The organism is Aliiruegeria lutimaris (genome assembly GCF_900099935.1).
GTDB lineage: Bacteria > Pseudomonadota > Alphaproteobacteria > Rhodobacterales > Rhodobacteraceae > Tropicimonas > Tropicimonas lutimaris.
Window position 1 is genome coordinate 1 of sequence record NZ_FNEK01000055.1, and the last position, 15,134, is coordinate 15,134.

Sequence of the window (15,134 nt, forward strand, 5' to 3'; positions counted from 1 at the left end):
CCTGCCGGACCGCATTCGCGCCCACGCGATGATCTGCTTCCTGGCACTCATCCTCTACCGCGTCATGCGCATGCGCCTGAAAGCCAAAGGGCAATCCGCCAGTCCCCGAACCGCCCTAGACCTGCTTGCGAGGATCCAGCGGCACACCACGCACATCGGAACCAAAACCTTCACCGGAACCTCAAGGAGCCAGCCCGAACAGCTCAATCTTTTCGAAGCACTCAACATCCCAAAACCCGCCTGAAAGACGCCTGTTGTGGCAATTCCCGCCAGCTCACGTAAACGATATCAATTGCTTATCAGCTTTACTGTCGAACTTGAGAAGCCCGCACCCCCGGAGACAGGACCAACGGGATCCGTCCAAGCCATTTGTCAAAGCTGCGCATTTCCCACCCATTGCTGTCCGGCGCCCCCGAAAGATGTGCGGACAAATCTGCCGAGTCTGCGCATTCGGTGACGCTGGGTCGTTGAACATGGCGAAGAGGCGGGTAATCTAGCCGCGTCGGCAGCCAGCGGAGCACCTCATGCGGAACGAGAATATCGATGGTCGGATTCATGGCCCCCAGCCGGAACCGGGCGGCAAGGACTCGCTCTTTCTGCGGCTGGTATACATGCTGCTGATCTATTTCATGATCGGAATTGCCAACACCATTCTTGCCGTCGCCACTCTGGTGCAAATTGTGATCATGCTGCTCAACAAGCACGAACCCAACCCGCGGCTGGCCGATTTTGGCACCGATCTCGGCATCTGGATCGCCAAGGCGGCCCGCTACCAGGTCGCCGCGAGCGAGGTGAAACCCTGGCCCTGGACCGAGTTGGACTGAGCCCCGCGCCGAGGGCTACCCGGGCCGGGCAGGGGTCGTGACCACGAGCGCCTGGCAGGATTTCTCGCTCGTGCAACGATAGGCATGGTCGTGATCGGCGTCGAAGGTGAGCGCATCGCCTTCTTCCAGCTTTACTTGCTTTCCGTGAATGCTCAGTTCCAGCACGCCCGATATCACGTGGATCAACTCCATTCCCGGATGCCGATGCGGGCGGGACGCTTTGCGACGTGGCAGGAACTCTGACAGGAAAGCCTCCATGGGACGTTCGGAAACCGGGTAGTCGAGGCTCTCGAACAGGTAGGTGGGCGCGGCATTCGGATCGTCAGGCAGGCGCAGGCGGTCCTTGCGGCGGGTGACTTCAAGAATGGGAGTCTCCGGCGCGGTAAAGAAGTGCTCCAGCCCGACCCCAAACACGAGAGAAACGCGCAGCAAGGTCGGCAATGTCGGAAATATCTGCCCGCGCTCGATCTTGGACAGCATGCCTGCGGACAGGCCAGTATGCTCGCCCAATTGAGCGAGCCCCAGTCCCTTTTCAGATCTCAGGCTGCGCAACTTCTCTCCGATTCGATAGGTTTCCAGTTCGTTGGACAGGGTTTCGGACAGCATCGGGCCTCTCGTTTTTCTCGTCGTGAAATTTACTGACGACAATTTTCCTCTGGGGAGAAAGATTGCCTTACATTCCCTATTTTCATTGCAGGAAAAAATTTTGCAACAGAATAAATATCCAGTTGCCAAGAAGACGATCAATCAGAATAGGAGAGTAAACGTATGAAAAACTTTGTTCAGGGCCTTCGTGGTATGTCGCTCGCACTCGGCGTCACCCTTGCTGCAGGCGCCGGTCATGCCGGACAAAGCGATATCGTTGATACCGCTGTAGGGGCAGGCTCCTTCAATACGCTCGCTGCGGCCCTTCAGGCGGCAGGCTTGGTCGATACGCTGAAGGGGCACGGTCCGTTTACCGTATTTGCACCCACCGATGCAGCCTTCGCGGCTCTGCCCGATGGCACGGTCGAGATGCTGCTGAAGCCGGAAAACCGCGATCAGCTCGTTGCAGTCCTGACCTACCATGTCGTCGCGGACGAGGTGACCTCTGACGAGTTGGTAGGGCAGACCGTGTCCGCCAGGACGGTCAACGGTGCCAAGCTGATTATCGATGGCCGTAAAGGTGTGATGGTCAACGACGCGACCGTGGATCAGGCCGATATCATGGCGTCGAACGGCGTCATTCATGTCGTCGACAAGGTGATCCTGCCCGAGGGCTGAGGCCAGCGGGTCGTGCCGAAAGGCATTCTCCAGACGAGATCGGGCGAAGGTCAATGTTGTCTTCGCCCGTCACAACCAGCGGCGCTCGCGCGCGAACTTCCAGCACCAGAGATTACAGGAGGCACCATGCCGGGGAAGGACACTACGCCTGACACACTCACCAAGGTCGCCATGCGCTCGGAATATCTCGACCGCGAGACCGAACATGAACTGGCTATAGCATGGCGGGACCGGCGGGATGAAAAGGCCCTTCACCGGCTCGTATCGGCGCACATGCGGCTGGCGATTTCCATGGCCAGCAAGTTCAGCCGTTATGGCGGCTCGCGCAACGACCTGATCCAGGAAGCGAACCTGGGGCTGCTTAAGGCGGCGGACAAGTTCGATCCGGAACGCGGCGTGCGATTTTCCACGTATGCGGTCTGGTGGATCAAGGCGTCGATTCAGGACTACGTGATGCGGGACTGGTCGCTGGTGCGGACTGGATCCACCACCTCGCAAAAGGCGCTGTTCTTCAACCTTCGGCGCGTGCAGCGGCAACTCGAGCTTGCTCAGGCCGAGAGCGGCGAGCGGCTGGACGGACATCAGCTCCGCGAACGGATCGCGGCTGAAATCGGTGTGTCCGTGCAGGATGTCGAGATGATGCATGGCCGTCTGGCGGGGCAGGACCTGTCGCTCAACCGTCCGCAGGGTTCGGACGAGGAGGGGCGCGAGTGGCTCGACGTTCTCGAAGATCCTTCGGCGCAACACTCCGAACATGTGGAGCAGCGCCACGATACCGAGCGTTTGCGGCAGTGGCTGCTGGCGGCGATGAACGACCTGACCGAGCGGGAGCGTTTCATCGTGCGGGAGCGCAAATTGTCCTCGCCCCCGCGCACGCTGGCGTCGCTGGGCGAGGAGCTTGGCCTGTCGAAGGAGCGCATTCGCCAGATCGAGAATGGCGCCTTGGACAGGTTGGGGCAAGTTCTTGAGCGGAAAGCGCCCGAAGCACGAGCGCTGATCGCGTAACGCAACTTCAGGCTTCTGCTGTTTCAGCCTCGCTCCGAATGGCGGCAACGTCGCCATTCTGGAGAAAGCCGGCCAGGATCTCCGTGACCGCTGCTTTCCAGCCTGGGATCGCTAGAAGCGCATCAGGAAACAGGCCCGGCAGCTCGCATAGCGCCTCGACAATACCGACATCATCGGTGAGGCCTTCGAGCCGAGACGAGATTTCCCCTTCCATGGGGTCCCGGAGCGCATAGGTTGTGCCGTCATCCTTGCGCCCCAGGCAGTATCGCATCCAGGCCGCCGTTGCGAAAGCGAAGGGCCGCAGCGATTGGCCTTCCGCGTGGGCATCCAGCGCCGGACGCAAGATGCGCTGCGGCAGTTTCTGCGTGCCATCCATGGCGATCTGATATGTCTCGTGCGCAATTTCCAGGTTCGTGAAACGCGCGCAAAGCTCTTCCGCATAGGTCGAGAAGTCGATCCCCGGCAACGGTGTCAGCGTTGCTGCGGCCGCCGCGAGATGACGCTTGATCAGGCGGCGCATGGCCGGGTCGGCCATCGTGTCGCGCACGTAGCGGTGCCCTGAAAGGAACCCCGCATAAGCGAGCATGGAGTGGGTGCCGTTGAGCATACGCAGCTTCATATGCTCGTAGGGTGCAACATCCTCCACGAAGATCGCGCCGGCCACGTCCCAATCCGGGCGCCCCGAGGGGAAACGATCCTCGATCACCCATTGCGTGAAGGGCTCGGTCTCGATGGCGGCGGCGTCGGCAAACCCGGTGAGCGCGGTCGCGTCCGCGAGGGTGCGGTCGGTGCGGGCAGGGGTGATCCGGTCGACCATCGTCGAGGGGAATGCCACGGATTGAGCGATCCAGTCCGCGAGATCCGGGTCCCGACGTTTGGCGAAATCCACGACGCCCGCCTGCAGAAAGGCGCCGTTTTCCGGAAGGTTGTCACAGCAAAGAACCGTGAAGGGGGCAATGCCCGCGGCGCGCCGCAGCTCCAGCGCGCGAACGATCAGTCCGAGCACGCCACCGGGGGCGATCGGGTTCGCGAGATCTTCGGCGACAGCCGGGAAAGACGGGTCTGCTCCGCCGGTAGCACGGTCGATGCCGTAGCCCTTTTCCGTCACCGTGAGGCTGACGATCCGCGTGGCGGGATCGGCCATTGCCTCAAGGATCTCGGCGCGCTGGTTGGCGCCGGACAGCGCACCGGAGAGCGCTCCGATCACACGAGCGTTCGTGCCTGCCGGGCCGCGTTCGATCAGTGTATACAGCCCGTCCTGCGGTTCCAGTTCCTCGACTGGCGCGGTGGAGCGCAGGCTCACGCCGACAATTCTCCAATCCCCACCCGAGGCCGCGAGCGCGGCGTCGGTATAGGCGGCCAGATGGGCGCGAAGAAAGGCACCCAGTCCGAGATGCACGATCCCTGTTCCGTGCTCGGCGGGCGTGTAGCCGGGGGCCTTGACCTTGTCCGACAGGGTGCGCGAAGCGTTCAGGCGATCCATCAGGCGGCCTTTGTTCCATGAGAGACGGCGGCGATGACGCCGCGCAGTTCGGCCAGCCCCTTGAGCCGCCCGATCGAGGGGTAACCCGGCTGCGCCTGCCGTTTCAGGTCATCGAGGATGTCCTGGCCATGATCCGGGCGGAAGGGAATGTTGAAATCTTTTCGTCCGGCCGCTTTCCGGCGGGCTTCCTCGGCCAGGGCCGCCTTGATCAGCGCGACCATGTCGGTGTCTCCGCCGAGATGCTCTGCCTCGTGGAAGTCGCCGCGAATTTCGTTCGTTTCGCGCTTCACGTTGCGCAGATGCAGGAAATGCACACGGTCGCCGAGTCGTTCCATCATGCCCGGAAGATCGTTGTCGGGGCGCGCGCCGAGCGAGCCCGAGCACAGCGTGATGCCGTTGGCCGGCAAGTCCACCGCATTGATGAGCCATGTGTAATTGGCCTCGGTCGACATGATCCTCGGCAGGCCCAGAAGCGGGGTCGGCGGATCGTCTGGGTGGCAGCAGAGCCGCAGTCCGAGTTCCTGGGCCAGCGGGGCGACCTCTTCGAGGAAGGCCGCCATGTGCTGGCGCAGACGGTCCGCGTCGATCGCGCCATATTCGGCCAGGTGCGTCTTGACGTCATCGAGGGTGAAATTCTCCGCCGCCCCCGGCAGGCCGAAGACCACGTTGCGGGCAAGCCTGTCCTTCGCCGCGTCGTCCATCCGGGCGAAACGCTCGGCCGCCGTGGCGCGCAGTTCTTCCGGATATTCCTCTTCCGCGCCCGCACGTTGCAGGATGTGCAGGTCGAAAGCGACGAAATCGGCGAGATCGAACCGCATGCAGGTCGCGCCGCTCGGCAGCCGCCAGGCGAGATCCGTCCGTGTCCAGTCCAGAACGGGCATGAAGTTGTAGCAGATCGTCTCGATCCCGGCATCCGCGAGGTTGCGCATACTCTCGCGATAGCTCTCCAGATGGCTGCGCCAGTTCCCGCGCTGCTTCTTGATGTCTTCCGAAACCGGCAGGCTCTCCACGACATCCCAGGTCAGGGTCGATGGTGTGCCATCCGACATCGTGGCGATCTGCTGCTTGCGAAGCGCGATCTCTTCGGGGCTCCACACCGCTCCGGTCGGAACGTGATGCAGCGCCGAAACGATCCCTTCGACGCCCGCTTGCCGGGTGTCGTCGATCGACACGAGGTCTTTGGGGCCGAACCAACGCCATGTCTGTCTCATCGTTCATCTCCGAATTGGTGAGGGGCCGCGAGTCTGTCGCTTGCGCGAGACAATAGCCTTTATGAAAAATGTTGACAAGTATGGTAGTATGGGATTTATCCGGCGGGAGGAGTCGCTATGCACGAAGGGAGGGTGGCTGTGACCTACGATCCGTCTCGCCCCATTGGCCCCCAGTTGCGTGAAACCCTGCGCCAGCAGATCGTGCAGAACGACCTGCCGCCCGGCGCGCGAATCTCGGAAGCAGAAATCGCCAAGAAGTTCGGAATAAGCCGACAGCCCGTGCGGGAGGCTTTCATCAAGCTTGCCGAGGAAGGGTTGGTCGAGATCCGGCCGCAGCGCGGAACGGTCGTTCGCAGGATCGATCCGGACGAGGTGCTGGATGCCCGTTTCGTCCGCGAGGCCGTCGAGGCCGATATCGTTCGCATGCTGGCCGAAAAGAGCGACAGCGACGTTGTCGCGGAGCTGCGCCGCCAGGTGATCGAACAACGCAAGGCGGCCGAGACCTCTGCGAAGGACTTTATCCTGGCGGACGAACTGTTCCACAGGACGCTGGCCGTAGGTGCCGGCAAGGAAAGTGTCTGGGATATCATTCAGGGGCTGAAGGCCCAGATGGATCGCGTGCGCTTTCTCAGCTTCGATCTCTACCAGTACGACCAGCTTATCGCTCAGCACGAAATGATAATCGACAGTGTCGAGCAGGGCGACGCACGTGGCGCCGAAGACGCAACACGTCGCCATCTCCGGGCGGTTCTCGATGACCTGCCCTCTATCATGCGTGCCAATCCCGAAGTGTTTACCCCACTGACGGAAGGCACACACGAAACGCGTTCAATCCAGAGGAGGAATCCATGATCACCAAACGCACCCTCGGCAGCCTGCTTACCGCAGGTATTGTAGCCACCTTGATGTCCGGAACGGCGATGGCCGCGGACATGACGCTCAAGCTTGGCCACCTTGCCAACGAGGAAAACCCCTGGCACCTGGCCGCCGTGAAATTCGGTGAAGAGCTTTCCGCTCTGACCGATGGCCGTATCGAGGTCCAGGTCTTCCCCAACGAGTCGCTCGGCAAGGAAATCGACCTGATCAACGGCATGCAACTCGGCACCGTCGACATGACGATCTCGGGTGAGAGCCTGCAGAACTGGGCGCCGATGGCCGCGCTTCTCGCCGTGCCCTACGCCTACAAGTCGCTTGAGCACATGGACGAAGTCGCTTCCGGCGAGATCGGCGACCAGATCAAGGCGCAGATCATTGAAAAGGTTCAGGTTCGCCCCATCGCCTATTTCGCCCGTGGCCCGCGCGACCTGACCTCCAACGAGCCCTTCGCGCATCCCGATGACCTGAACGGTCTGAAAATGCGTGTGCCGAACGTGCCGCTCTTCGTGGATGTCTGGTCCGCCCTCGGCGCCCAGCCGACGCCCATGGCCTTCTCCGAGGTCTTCACTTCGCTGCAAAACGGCACCATCGGCGCGCAGGAGAACCCGCTCGCCCTCATCCGTTCGGCCAACTTCAACGAAGTCCAGAAATACGTGAACATGACCGATCACGTGCGCTCCTGGATCTACCTCGTGCTGGCCGAGTCGACCTGGGCCAAGCTGTCCGAAGAAGATCAGGCCGCGGTCATGCAAGCCGCCGCCACCGCGCAGGCTTACGAGCGCGAGCTCTTCCTCAAGAGCCTTGATGACGACCGCGCCTATCTCGAAGAGAAGGGCATGACCTTCGTCGAGGTCGACGGTGCCGCCTACGCCGCCAAGGCCAAGGACGCCGTGCTTGCCAACGTCAATGACGAGATCAAGCCGATCGTCGAATCTCTCTTCGCGGAATAATCCCCTCATTCCCATCAAGCAAAGTGCCGGCGCCCTTGGGCGCCGGTGCTCCCCCTACCTCTCAGGACAAACGAAACCATGGCATTTCTGGACCGGCTCACGAAGCTCTTGGCCGCGATCTGCATGATCGGCGTCGGTGTCTCCTTCGCCACGCTGATCGTCGTCGTTCTCATCCAGGTCGTCGGCCGGACAATCGGTTCCTCGCCGGTCTGGACCGAGGAGCTGACCCGCTTCGCCCTTCTCTATCTCGCCGCGTTCGGGGTCGGGCTGTCGCTGCGCTCTGGCGACCTCGTCAACGTGGACGTGATCTGCGAAAACCTTCCCGCGCCGTTTCCCTGGGTCCTGCGGCTCCTCTCTGCGGCTCTGACCGGGACGCTGGCGCTGATCCTCATCCCCTATTCCTGGAAGTTCACCTCCATCGGCAAGATGCAAACCTCGCCCGCGCTCGGGTTGAGGATGGACATGGTCCATTTCACAGTGACGCTGCTGCTGGTCCTGCTCTGCGTCTTCGCGTTCCTGCGCGTCGTCCAGATGCTCTTTGCCGGCGATGACGGCATTCCTCTCAAGCAAAAGGAGGGTTGAGACCATGGAAGTCTGGGTTCTCTTCGCCGTCTTCATCACCGGGCTGGTCATTGGCGTTCCCGTCGCCGTGACGCTCGGCCTCTCTTCGGCCGTCTATCTCCTGATGTCCGGCATTCCGCTCGTGGTCATGCCACAGAAGATCTATGCCGGCATGGATGTCTTTGTGCTGCTCTCCATCCCCGGCTTCATCCTCGCCGGTAACCTTATGAACCGCGGCGGCATCACCAACCGGATTATCCGCTTCGCCAACGCCCTTGTCGGCTGGATCCGCGGCGGGCTGGGTCTGACCAACATCGCCGCTTCCATGCTCTTTGGCGGCATCACCGGAACCGCCGTGGCCGATGCGGCCTCCATCGGCGGCGTGATGATCCCCGGCATGAAGAAAGCCGGCTACCCAGCCGATTTTTCCGCCGCCGTCACCGCGGCCTCCTCCACCGTCGGACCGATCATTCCGCCATCCGTGCCGATGATCATCGTCGGCGCACTCTCGGGCATTTCCGTCGGCAAGATGTTCATGGCCGGTGCCGTGCCGGGAATCCTGATGGGGCTCGCCATGATGGTGACCTGCTACATCATTTCGGTGCGCAAGAACTTCCCGCGCCAGGAATGGCAGGGCGTCGGCGAGGTGGTAGGTTCCTTCGCCCATGCCTTCTGGGCGCTCGCCATGACCGGCCTGATCATCTACGGCCTGCTGTCGGGGGTGGCCACGCCGACCGAGACCGCCGTTGTCGCCTCCCTCTATGCCTTCATCGTAGGTGCCTTCGTCTATCGCGAACTGCCGGTGCGGGAGCTGCCGCATGTGCTGGTCGAGAGCGGCATTTCTTCGGCGGCCATTCTGGCGCTCGTGGGCTTCGCCAATGTCTTCGGCTGGATCCTCGTGTCTGAACAGATCCCGCAGGCCATCGCCAACGCTGTGCTCTCGATGACCGACAGCCGGATCCTGGTGATCCTGATCATCAACCTGCTGCTGCTCTTCGTCGGCATGTTCATGGAGACGATCGCGGCGCTGATCATCCTCTTCGTGCCGCTTCTTTCGCTGGCGGAGGCCGTCGGCATCGAGCCGCTGCATTTCGCCACCTTCGCGGTGCTCAACCTGATGATCGGCCTGACCACGCCGCCCGTCGGTGTCTGCCTCTTCGTCTGCGCCGGCATCGCCAAGCTGCAGCTGACACCGGTCGTCCGCGCGATCTTCCCCTTCCTTGTGACGAACATCCTCGTGCTGCTCGCGGTCTCCTTCTACTCGCCGCTCGCTACCTGGCTTCCAAACCTGCTCATGCCGTAGGAGTTGCCGATGAAAACCAGAGTTTGCCGTCTTCACGGCCAGGAAGACCTCCGCATCGAGGAAATCCCCGTCGAGGGCCCTGCCACCGGCGAAGTCCTTGTCGCCGTCGGGGCAGGGGGAATCTGCGGGTCGGACCAGCACTACTACTCCCAGGGCGGAATCGGCGTGATCCGGGTCCGCGAGCCGATTATCCTCGGTCACGAGGCCGCGGGCACCGTGATCGAACTCGGCGAGGGCGTGGAAGGTCTCGCAGTGGGGGATCGCGTCGCAATGAACCCCTCGCATCCATGCGGGACTTGCAAATACTGTCAGCAGGGCATGTTCAACCACTGCCTGGAAATGCGCTTCAAGGGGTCTGCGCTGCGCATGCCGCATGAACAGGGCCTGTTCCGCGACCGCATCGCGGTCTCTGCCGCGCAGTGCCACAAGGTCGGTGACGGCATCACCATCGGTGAGGCGGCCTGTTCCGAACCGCTCTCGGTTTGTGTCCATGCGCGCAGCAAGGCCGGGGACCTCAAGGGGAAATCGGTTCTGGTCGCGGGATCCGGGCCGATTGGAGTGCTCTGCGCGGCGCTCGCGGCCGAGGCCGGTGCCTCGGAAATCGTGGTGACCGACCTTCAGGACGTCCCCCTCGCCGTCGCCGCACAGATGGGCGCGACCGAGACGATCAATGTCGCCACCAATGGCGACCGGATGAAGGAATTTTCGGCAGAGAAGGGGCATTTCGACGTCTGTTTCGAATGCACCGCCGCCGAACCGGCCATCCGTTCGGCCATCGACGCGCTGCACCCCTGCGGAATTCTTGTTCAGGTCGGTGTAAGTGGCGACTTGCCGCTGCCGATCAACTTTATCGTCAGCAAGGAAATCGAGATCCGCGGCACGCACCGTTTCCACCCGGAATTCGCGGAAGCGGTCGCGCTGATCAACAGCCGCGCCATCGACCTGCGTCCGATGATCACCCACACCTTCCCGCTTGAGGATGCAAAGCAGGCCATCGAACTGGCCAGCGACAGAACGGCAGCCGTCAAGGTTCAGCTCGGCTTCGCCGGCGCGTGAACGGGGCTCCCCGTTCGGGGCGAAGCCCTGACCGAGGCGGCATTATCAGATAGCGCGCGACTCGGCATTGTTCGCCGCATTTGCACGCCCATGCACAGAAAGCCCCCGACCACCCGGCGGGGGCTTTCGTGTTCGGGTGCTGTCAGAAGCCGCCAAGGGCGCCGGATCGTATCGCGATATCCCACAGGGCGCAGTTTGAGCAGGGCACACCACTGCTCGGGCCGGCGATATCGCACGTCATCCCGATCTTATTGGTGGCGCCGTTCGGGGGCGAACCGACGACCTCGTCATCGCGAATTCTGTCGGCATCGTAGCCCTTGGCGGCCAGCAGCACGATAGGCTCCGGAAGGTCATCGTCCATGACAAGATCAAAGCCGAGATAGCTCGATGTCTGGCCGGACGTAATGGCACTTCGCATGGGTAGCCCTGCGGCATTCACCCGGAGATGGATCTTGGTTGTGAGGCCGTCCCAGGAACGGCCAAAACCCTGCCGTGGTGTCCCCCTTTAGCGCCCGCTGCCCCCACCGGTCGATTGCTGCGCAATCAACTGCCGGGCAGTGGATGATTGGCACCAACAACAGTGTTGCCGACCATTTGCATGGCGTCGGGAACGATCCGGCTCTCGTGCAGCCCCTCCAGGATCTGCTCCCAGAGACCGGCGAGCGTCCAGCGTCGGAACTGCCGATAGACACTCGACCGCTTGCCGGACTCTTGCGGCAAGTCCCGCCACGGCGCCCCCGTGCGGGCAATCCAGAAAAAAGCCATCAAGAACAAGGCGGTGGTTGGTGGGTTTGCGCCCGTTGGGGACACGGACTGTCAGGATGAACGGTTCAAGGAAGGCCCACTCCTCGCCCGACACCAGGTCTCGTGACAAGCTGGCCTCCATCGCAGATACCAGCTTGAATCACGATCAGCGGGCGACGTGAATCCCTTTTGTCATCAGAGCCGGTGCTGACCCGAAGCGCTGCAGAAGATCGCCGGAACGGTCTACTGAGATATACCGGCCTCCTTACCGAAGTCTGGAGCCAAAGGCTTAATTGCCGCAGGGCTGGAATTCGATTGCGTGGCGGATCGCGAATAAGCAAATATGTATTGTCGCCATTGGATTTGTGCGGCGCAGTCACGCGACAGTATTGCGCGGAGATTCTTTCGCAATCGCTTTGCTCTTGGATGTCCGCGTGACCTGTCGCCGGGGGGCTACAAAGTGCCGAGGTGGGCGCAATCAATTCGCTACATTCCGAGTAGCTCCCTATGAAGCGATGTGTCGTTCGCGAACAGCAGATCATCCAGACTGGTGGCACGATTAGGTTCATCCGGCAACGGAAGTCAGAGGAGAGGATGTCTTCATGAACAGAAAAGTCGGGATCGTTGGTGTCGGCGCTATGGGCGGCGCGATCGCAAGGCGGCTTCTGTCGCAGGGTTGGGAGGTGACGCTGTGGAACCTTGTTCCAGAGGATCTTGATGCCTTCGACGACATCCAGGGCGCGCGCCGGGCGAAAACACCGGCCGAAGCTGCCTCGGTGGGACGTGTCATCACCTCGGTGGCCAATGACCAGGCGGTGCGCGACGTGACGACCGGCCCGGACGGCATTGCCGCGGGGTTGCCCGAGGGAGGAACACATATTTCCATGTCGACGGTCTCACCGGAAGTGGTCACCGAAATGGCCGCGGCTTCCGGGGCGACGTATTTCGTCTCGGCGCCGGTCTTCGGACGCCCGGTTGCGGCCGAGGACGGCAAGCTTTGGGTTGCCCTGTCCGGGCCTGAAGCGGGACGCGCTGTGGCAAAGGAAGTGCTGGCCGATGTCTCTCAATTGGTGAAGGAATTTGGTGACGCGCCCGAAGCCGCTGTACACGTCAAGATCGCAGGGAATTTCGTCATTGCCTCGGCCATCGAGGCTATGAGCGAGGCTTTCGACGTATTGAGCCGGTCGGGAACCGACCCGCGACTGTTCCACGAGATGATGAGCGATTCGATCTTTGCCTCCGTTATCCACCAGAACTACGGGCGGATCATTCTCGATGAAGCCTTCGACCCACCGGGTTTCCGGCTCGCGCTTGGCGGCAAGGATATCGGGCTGGCTCGTGATCTTGCGCAGCACGCTGGCACCTCGCTCCCCTTCGGCGACATTCTCGCGGCGCGCTTTGCCACGGCAATGGAGCAGGGCTATGGCGACAAGGACTGGAACGCGATTTCCAAGTTTCGCGATCCGGTGGGCTGACCGAAAGCTGCAGTGCAAGACAAGACGGTTGCCCTACGGGTTCAGTCTCGGGGCGGCAGGGCGGTCTCAAGGCCGTCCGCGCCGTCCGACGTAATATCCGGCGCGCCAGATCGCAAAAAAAACGGCAACGCCCCCGGCAAGGACAGGCCGGGGGCGTTGGTGTTTTCAGAATTCGTTGCGTCGACGCTTTTGCGCGGGCACGTCACTCTTCGGCATAATCGGCGTGCAACGCGAGGTCCGCTGCGCAAAAGCTGTCCTTGGCGAAGTTGCGCTGGTGCCAGTAGGGGTAGATGAATGGCAGTTTGCTGACGGCGTGCAATTCGGCACGGTCTTGGTTGGTCAGTTCGAGATCCACGGCCGCAAAATTGTCGCGGAACTGAGCCTCGTTGCGTCCGCCTACCACCAGCGAGCTGATGGCTGGCCGTTCCAGCAGCCAGGCCAGCGCGACCTGCGCCGCCGAAACGTTATGACGCTCCCCGACTGCGACCAACACCTCCACGATGTCCCACAGGCGCTCGACGTCGCGGATCGGCGGTTCGGTCCAGCCTGCGAATTGCCGGGTGTCCTTCGGTGTTTCCTGGCCGCGCCGATGCTTTCCGGTGAGCAGCCCGGCTGCCAACGGACTCCAGACCAACACGCCCAGCCCCTGATCGACCGAAATTGGCAGCAGTTCATACTCCGCTTCTCGGGCTTCAAGTGTGTAGTGGATCTGCTGGGTCGCGAAACGCGGACGGCGGTCGCGCTCGCTGACCGCCAGCGATTTCATGACGTGCCACCCGGAGAAATTCGAGCAGCCGATATAGCGCACCTTGCCTTGGGTCACGAGCGTATCGAGCGCGGCCAGCATTTCGTCTACCGGCGTTTTTCCGTCCCACTCATGCATGTAGTATATGTCGATATGGTCGGTACGAAGACGCTTCAGGCTGCGCTCGCATTCGCGGATGAGGTGATAGCGGGAGTAACCCTCGTCATTAGGGCCCTCGCCGATTCTCATCCGGGCTTTCGACGTGACCAAAACCTGGTCACGGCGACCGTCCAACACTTCGCCCAGGATCTCTTCGGCGCGACCGAGCGAGTACATGTTGGCGGTGTCGAAGAGATTGACCCCGTTGTCGATGCACAAATCGACAAGCCGCCGTGCTTCGTCCACGCCCTGGTTTCCGACCATCGCGAAATCGCCGCGCCCACCGAAGGAAAAAGTACCCATGGTGATCACCGAGACCTTTAGGCCCGTGCGTCCGAGTGTTCTGTATTTCATAGTTTATTCCTCCGAAAACTTGCTGGCAGGCAACGTCAGGACTTCAGGACGCGGCCAAGGTGGATCATTCCGAGTTCAGGGCTGGTGAGGACGGGGACGCGGATAGCCGCATCGCCATAGTGTTCCCAGGCGCGCGCCATCGAAGCCTGGGCAAGCAGAACCACATCGACATTGGCGGCAAGCTCGGCAATCGCATCCGCCACCATCCGATCATGGCTGGCTGTGTCGCCTTCTGTGAGTTTCGCAAAGGCGCCCTCGCAGAGGCTGCTGCTGATCTTCCGGTCCGTGGCGCCTCGTGCTTCGGCGGTGGATCGGATCAAGGCGGTGGTTGGTGCAAGTGTGGTGGGAAGGGTCGCAAGAACACCGATACGGCGATGTTCGGTGACGGCCTTTATCGCCATGCCCTCGTCGATCCGTATCAATGTTTCGCCGAAAAAGGGGCGGAGCGCCTCTGTCGCCGCGCCCAGAGACGAGCAGGTGACCAGAACGGCGCCCGCGCCCGCCTCGACTGCGGAGGCGACATGGCCGAACACGCGCCGCATGGTCGTATGTGACAGAGCCCCATCACGGATAGCGTTCTTCAGCAGGCTTTCGTCAACGATGTTGAAGTGGGTCCAGTCCGGCAGTTCGCGTGCACGAAGCGGCTCGATAACAGGAATCAGGCCAGGGACGGTGTGAAGCATGCACAGTGTGTTGTTCCTTGCTGGCGAGCCCGATGTCATCTGAGTTCCTCTAAGAATCTGGAATGATTGGTGTGGTCTCCACCTTGGCAAACTCTATCGACTCTTTCGTCGAAAAAGCAGCGCTGCCACTATGAGGGATCGAGGGGCTCATGTTCAACAGAATGTTCAAGTGCTTAACTGGGAAGTGCCAAATTGCCTATCATGTTGTTCTTCCAGCGGCTGCAGGACGCATTTTTTACACATCAAGATAGTTGAATTTTTTGTTTGACAAGAATCGATGCAAATGTCTGAATGACAGCGCTGCCATTGGGAGGTGGTAGCGCTCTTATATGAAATTTGTGGTGTGCAACCCGCCTCTGTGGGGACTGGTCTTCTTTTGCCCGGAGAGACGCGTGATTGCATTTGCCAGAGGTGGAATCCAGTCCTTCGGGGCCGGTTCCTG

Annotated in this window: 14 protein-coding genes and 2 pseudogenes; 10 read left to right on the forward strand and 6 right to left on the reverse strand. The window is 61.5% G+C overall.

Features of this window, described 5'->3' with window-relative positions:
* Together BLR85_RS20130 and BLR85_RS20135 are read left to right on the forward strand one after the other, a co-directional pair.
* Positions 1 to 244 (forward strand): annotated as a pseudogene (locus BLR85_RS20130) (IS1634 family transposase); the annotation flags it as partial.
* A gap of 280 nt (positions 245 to 524) precedes the next feature.
* Positions 525 to 824, forward strand: coding sequence for a DUF4389 domain-containing protein (locus tag BLR85_RS20135; protein ID WP_093161440.1), 300 nt, complete (start codon positions 525 to 527; stop codon positions 822 to 824).
* 15 nt (positions 825 to 839) lie between these two features.
* Here the strand turns inward: BLR85_RS20135 and BLR85_RS20140 are convergent, their stop codons facing one another.
* Positions 840 to 1,430 (reverse strand): helix-turn-helix domain-containing protein, encoded by a 591-nt coding sequence (locus BLR85_RS20140; RefSeq protein WP_093161443.1) that lies wholly within the window; start codon positions 1,428 to 1,430, stop codon positions 840 to 842.
* A 192-nt stretch (positions 1,431 to 1,622) separates the two neighbouring features.
* Here BLR85_RS20140 and BLR85_RS20145 point away from each other — a divergent pair, with 192 nt between their 5' ends.
* Together BLR85_RS20145 and BLR85_RS20150 are read left to right on the forward strand one after the other, a co-directional pair.
* The gene (locus BLR85_RS20145) at positions 1,623 to 2,087 is read left to right on the forward strand and encodes a fasciclin domain-containing protein (protein WP_093161525.1); all 465 of its coding nucleotides are present in this window, start codon (positions 1,623 to 1,625) and stop codon (positions 2,085 to 2,087) included.
* Between the two features lie 126 nt (positions 2,088 to 2,213).
* Positions 2,214 to 3,092: an RNA polymerase factor sigma-32 gene (locus BLR85_RS20150; RefSeq protein WP_093161446.1), complete on the forward strand. Its 879-nt coding sequence runs from the start codon at positions 2,214 to 2,216 to the stop codon at positions 3,090 to 3,092.
* Between the two features lie 7 nt (positions 3,093 to 3,099).
* Here the strand turns inward: BLR85_RS20150 and BLR85_RS20155 are convergent, their stop codons facing one another.
* Positions 3,100 to 4,575, reverse strand: a complete 1,476-nt coding sequence (locus tag BLR85_RS20155; protein ID WP_093161449.1) for a mannitol dehydrogenase family protein — start codon at positions 4,573 to 4,575, stop codon at positions 3,100 to 3,102.
* Entirely contained in the window at positions 4,575 to 5,786 is a 1,212-nt protein-coding gene (gene uxuA, locus BLR85_RS20160) for a mannonate dehydratase (RefSeq protein WP_093161454.1), read from the reverse strand. The genes BLR85_RS20155 and uxuA overlap by 1 nt, the downstream gene beginning before the upstream one ends.
* A 117-nt stretch (positions 5,787 to 5,903) precedes the next feature.
* Here uxuA and BLR85_RS20165 point away from each other — a divergent pair, with 117 nt between their 5' ends.
* The 5 genes from BLR85_RS20165 to BLR85_RS20185 all read left to right on the forward strand — a co-directional run bounded on the left by BLR85_RS20165 (position 5,904) and on the right by BLR85_RS20185 (position 10,532).
* Entirely contained in the window at positions 5,904 to 6,638 is a 735-nt protein-coding gene (locus tag BLR85_RS20165) for a GntR family transcriptional regulator (RefSeq protein WP_093161457.1), read from the forward strand.
* A 53-nt stretch (positions 6,639 to 6,691) separates the two neighbouring features.
* Positions 6,692 to 7,612 carry a TRAP transporter substrate-binding protein gene (locus BLR85_RS20170; protein WP_425284495.1) on the forward strand — a complete coding sequence of 307 codons (921 nt, stop codon included), beginning with the start codon at positions 6,692 to 6,694 and terminating at the stop codon, positions 7,610 to 7,612.
* Positions 7,613 to 7,690: 78 nt separating this feature from the next.
* Positions 7,691 to 8,194: a TRAP transporter small permease gene (locus BLR85_RS20175; RefSeq protein WP_170844662.1), complete on the forward strand. Its 504-nt coding sequence runs from the start codon at positions 7,691 to 7,693 to the stop codon at positions 8,192 to 8,194.
* Positions 8,195 to 8,198: 4 nt separating this feature from the next.
* Positions 8,199 to 9,476: a TRAP transporter large permease gene (locus BLR85_RS20180; RefSeq protein WP_093161463.1), complete on the forward strand. Its 1,278-nt coding sequence runs from the start codon at positions 8,199 to 8,201 to the stop codon at positions 9,474 to 9,476.
* Positions 9,477 to 9,485: 9 nt separating this feature from the next.
* Positions 9,486 to 10,532: an L-idonate 5-dehydrogenase gene (locus BLR85_RS20185; RefSeq protein ID WP_093161466.1), complete on the forward strand. Its 1,047-nt coding sequence runs from the start codon at positions 9,486 to 9,488 to the stop codon at positions 10,530 to 10,532.
* A 286-nt stretch (positions 10,533 to 10,818) separates the two neighbouring features.
* Here BLR85_RS20185 and BLR85_RS20190 read toward each other — a convergent pair.
* A pseudogene (locus BLR85_RS20190) lies at positions 10,819 to 11,418 on the reverse strand (IS5 family transposase); the annotation flags it as partial.
* A gap of 460 nt (positions 11,419 to 11,878) precedes the next feature.
* Between BLR85_RS20190 and BLR85_RS20195 the strand changes: the two are divergent.
* Complete coding sequence (locus BLR85_RS20195) at positions 11,879 to 12,751, forward strand: NAD(P)-dependent oxidoreductase (RefSeq protein WP_093161469.1); 873 nt, start codon at positions 11,879 to 11,881, stop codon at positions 12,749 to 12,751.
* Positions 12,752 to 12,953: 202 nt separating this feature from the next.
* Here BLR85_RS20195 and BLR85_RS20200 read toward each other — a convergent pair whose 3' ends face one another.
* Entirely contained in the window at positions 12,954 to 14,009 is a 1,056-nt protein-coding gene (locus BLR85_RS20200) for an aldo/keto reductase (protein WP_093161471.1), read from the reverse strand.
* Positions 14,010 to 14,044: 35 nt separating this feature from the next.
* Positions 14,045 to 14,692: an aspartate/glutamate racemase family protein gene (locus BLR85_RS20205; protein ID WP_244520805.1), complete on the reverse strand. Its 648-nt coding sequence runs from the start codon at positions 14,690 to 14,692 to the stop codon at positions 14,045 to 14,047.
* Positions 14,693 to 15,134: the final 442 nt, after the last annotated feature.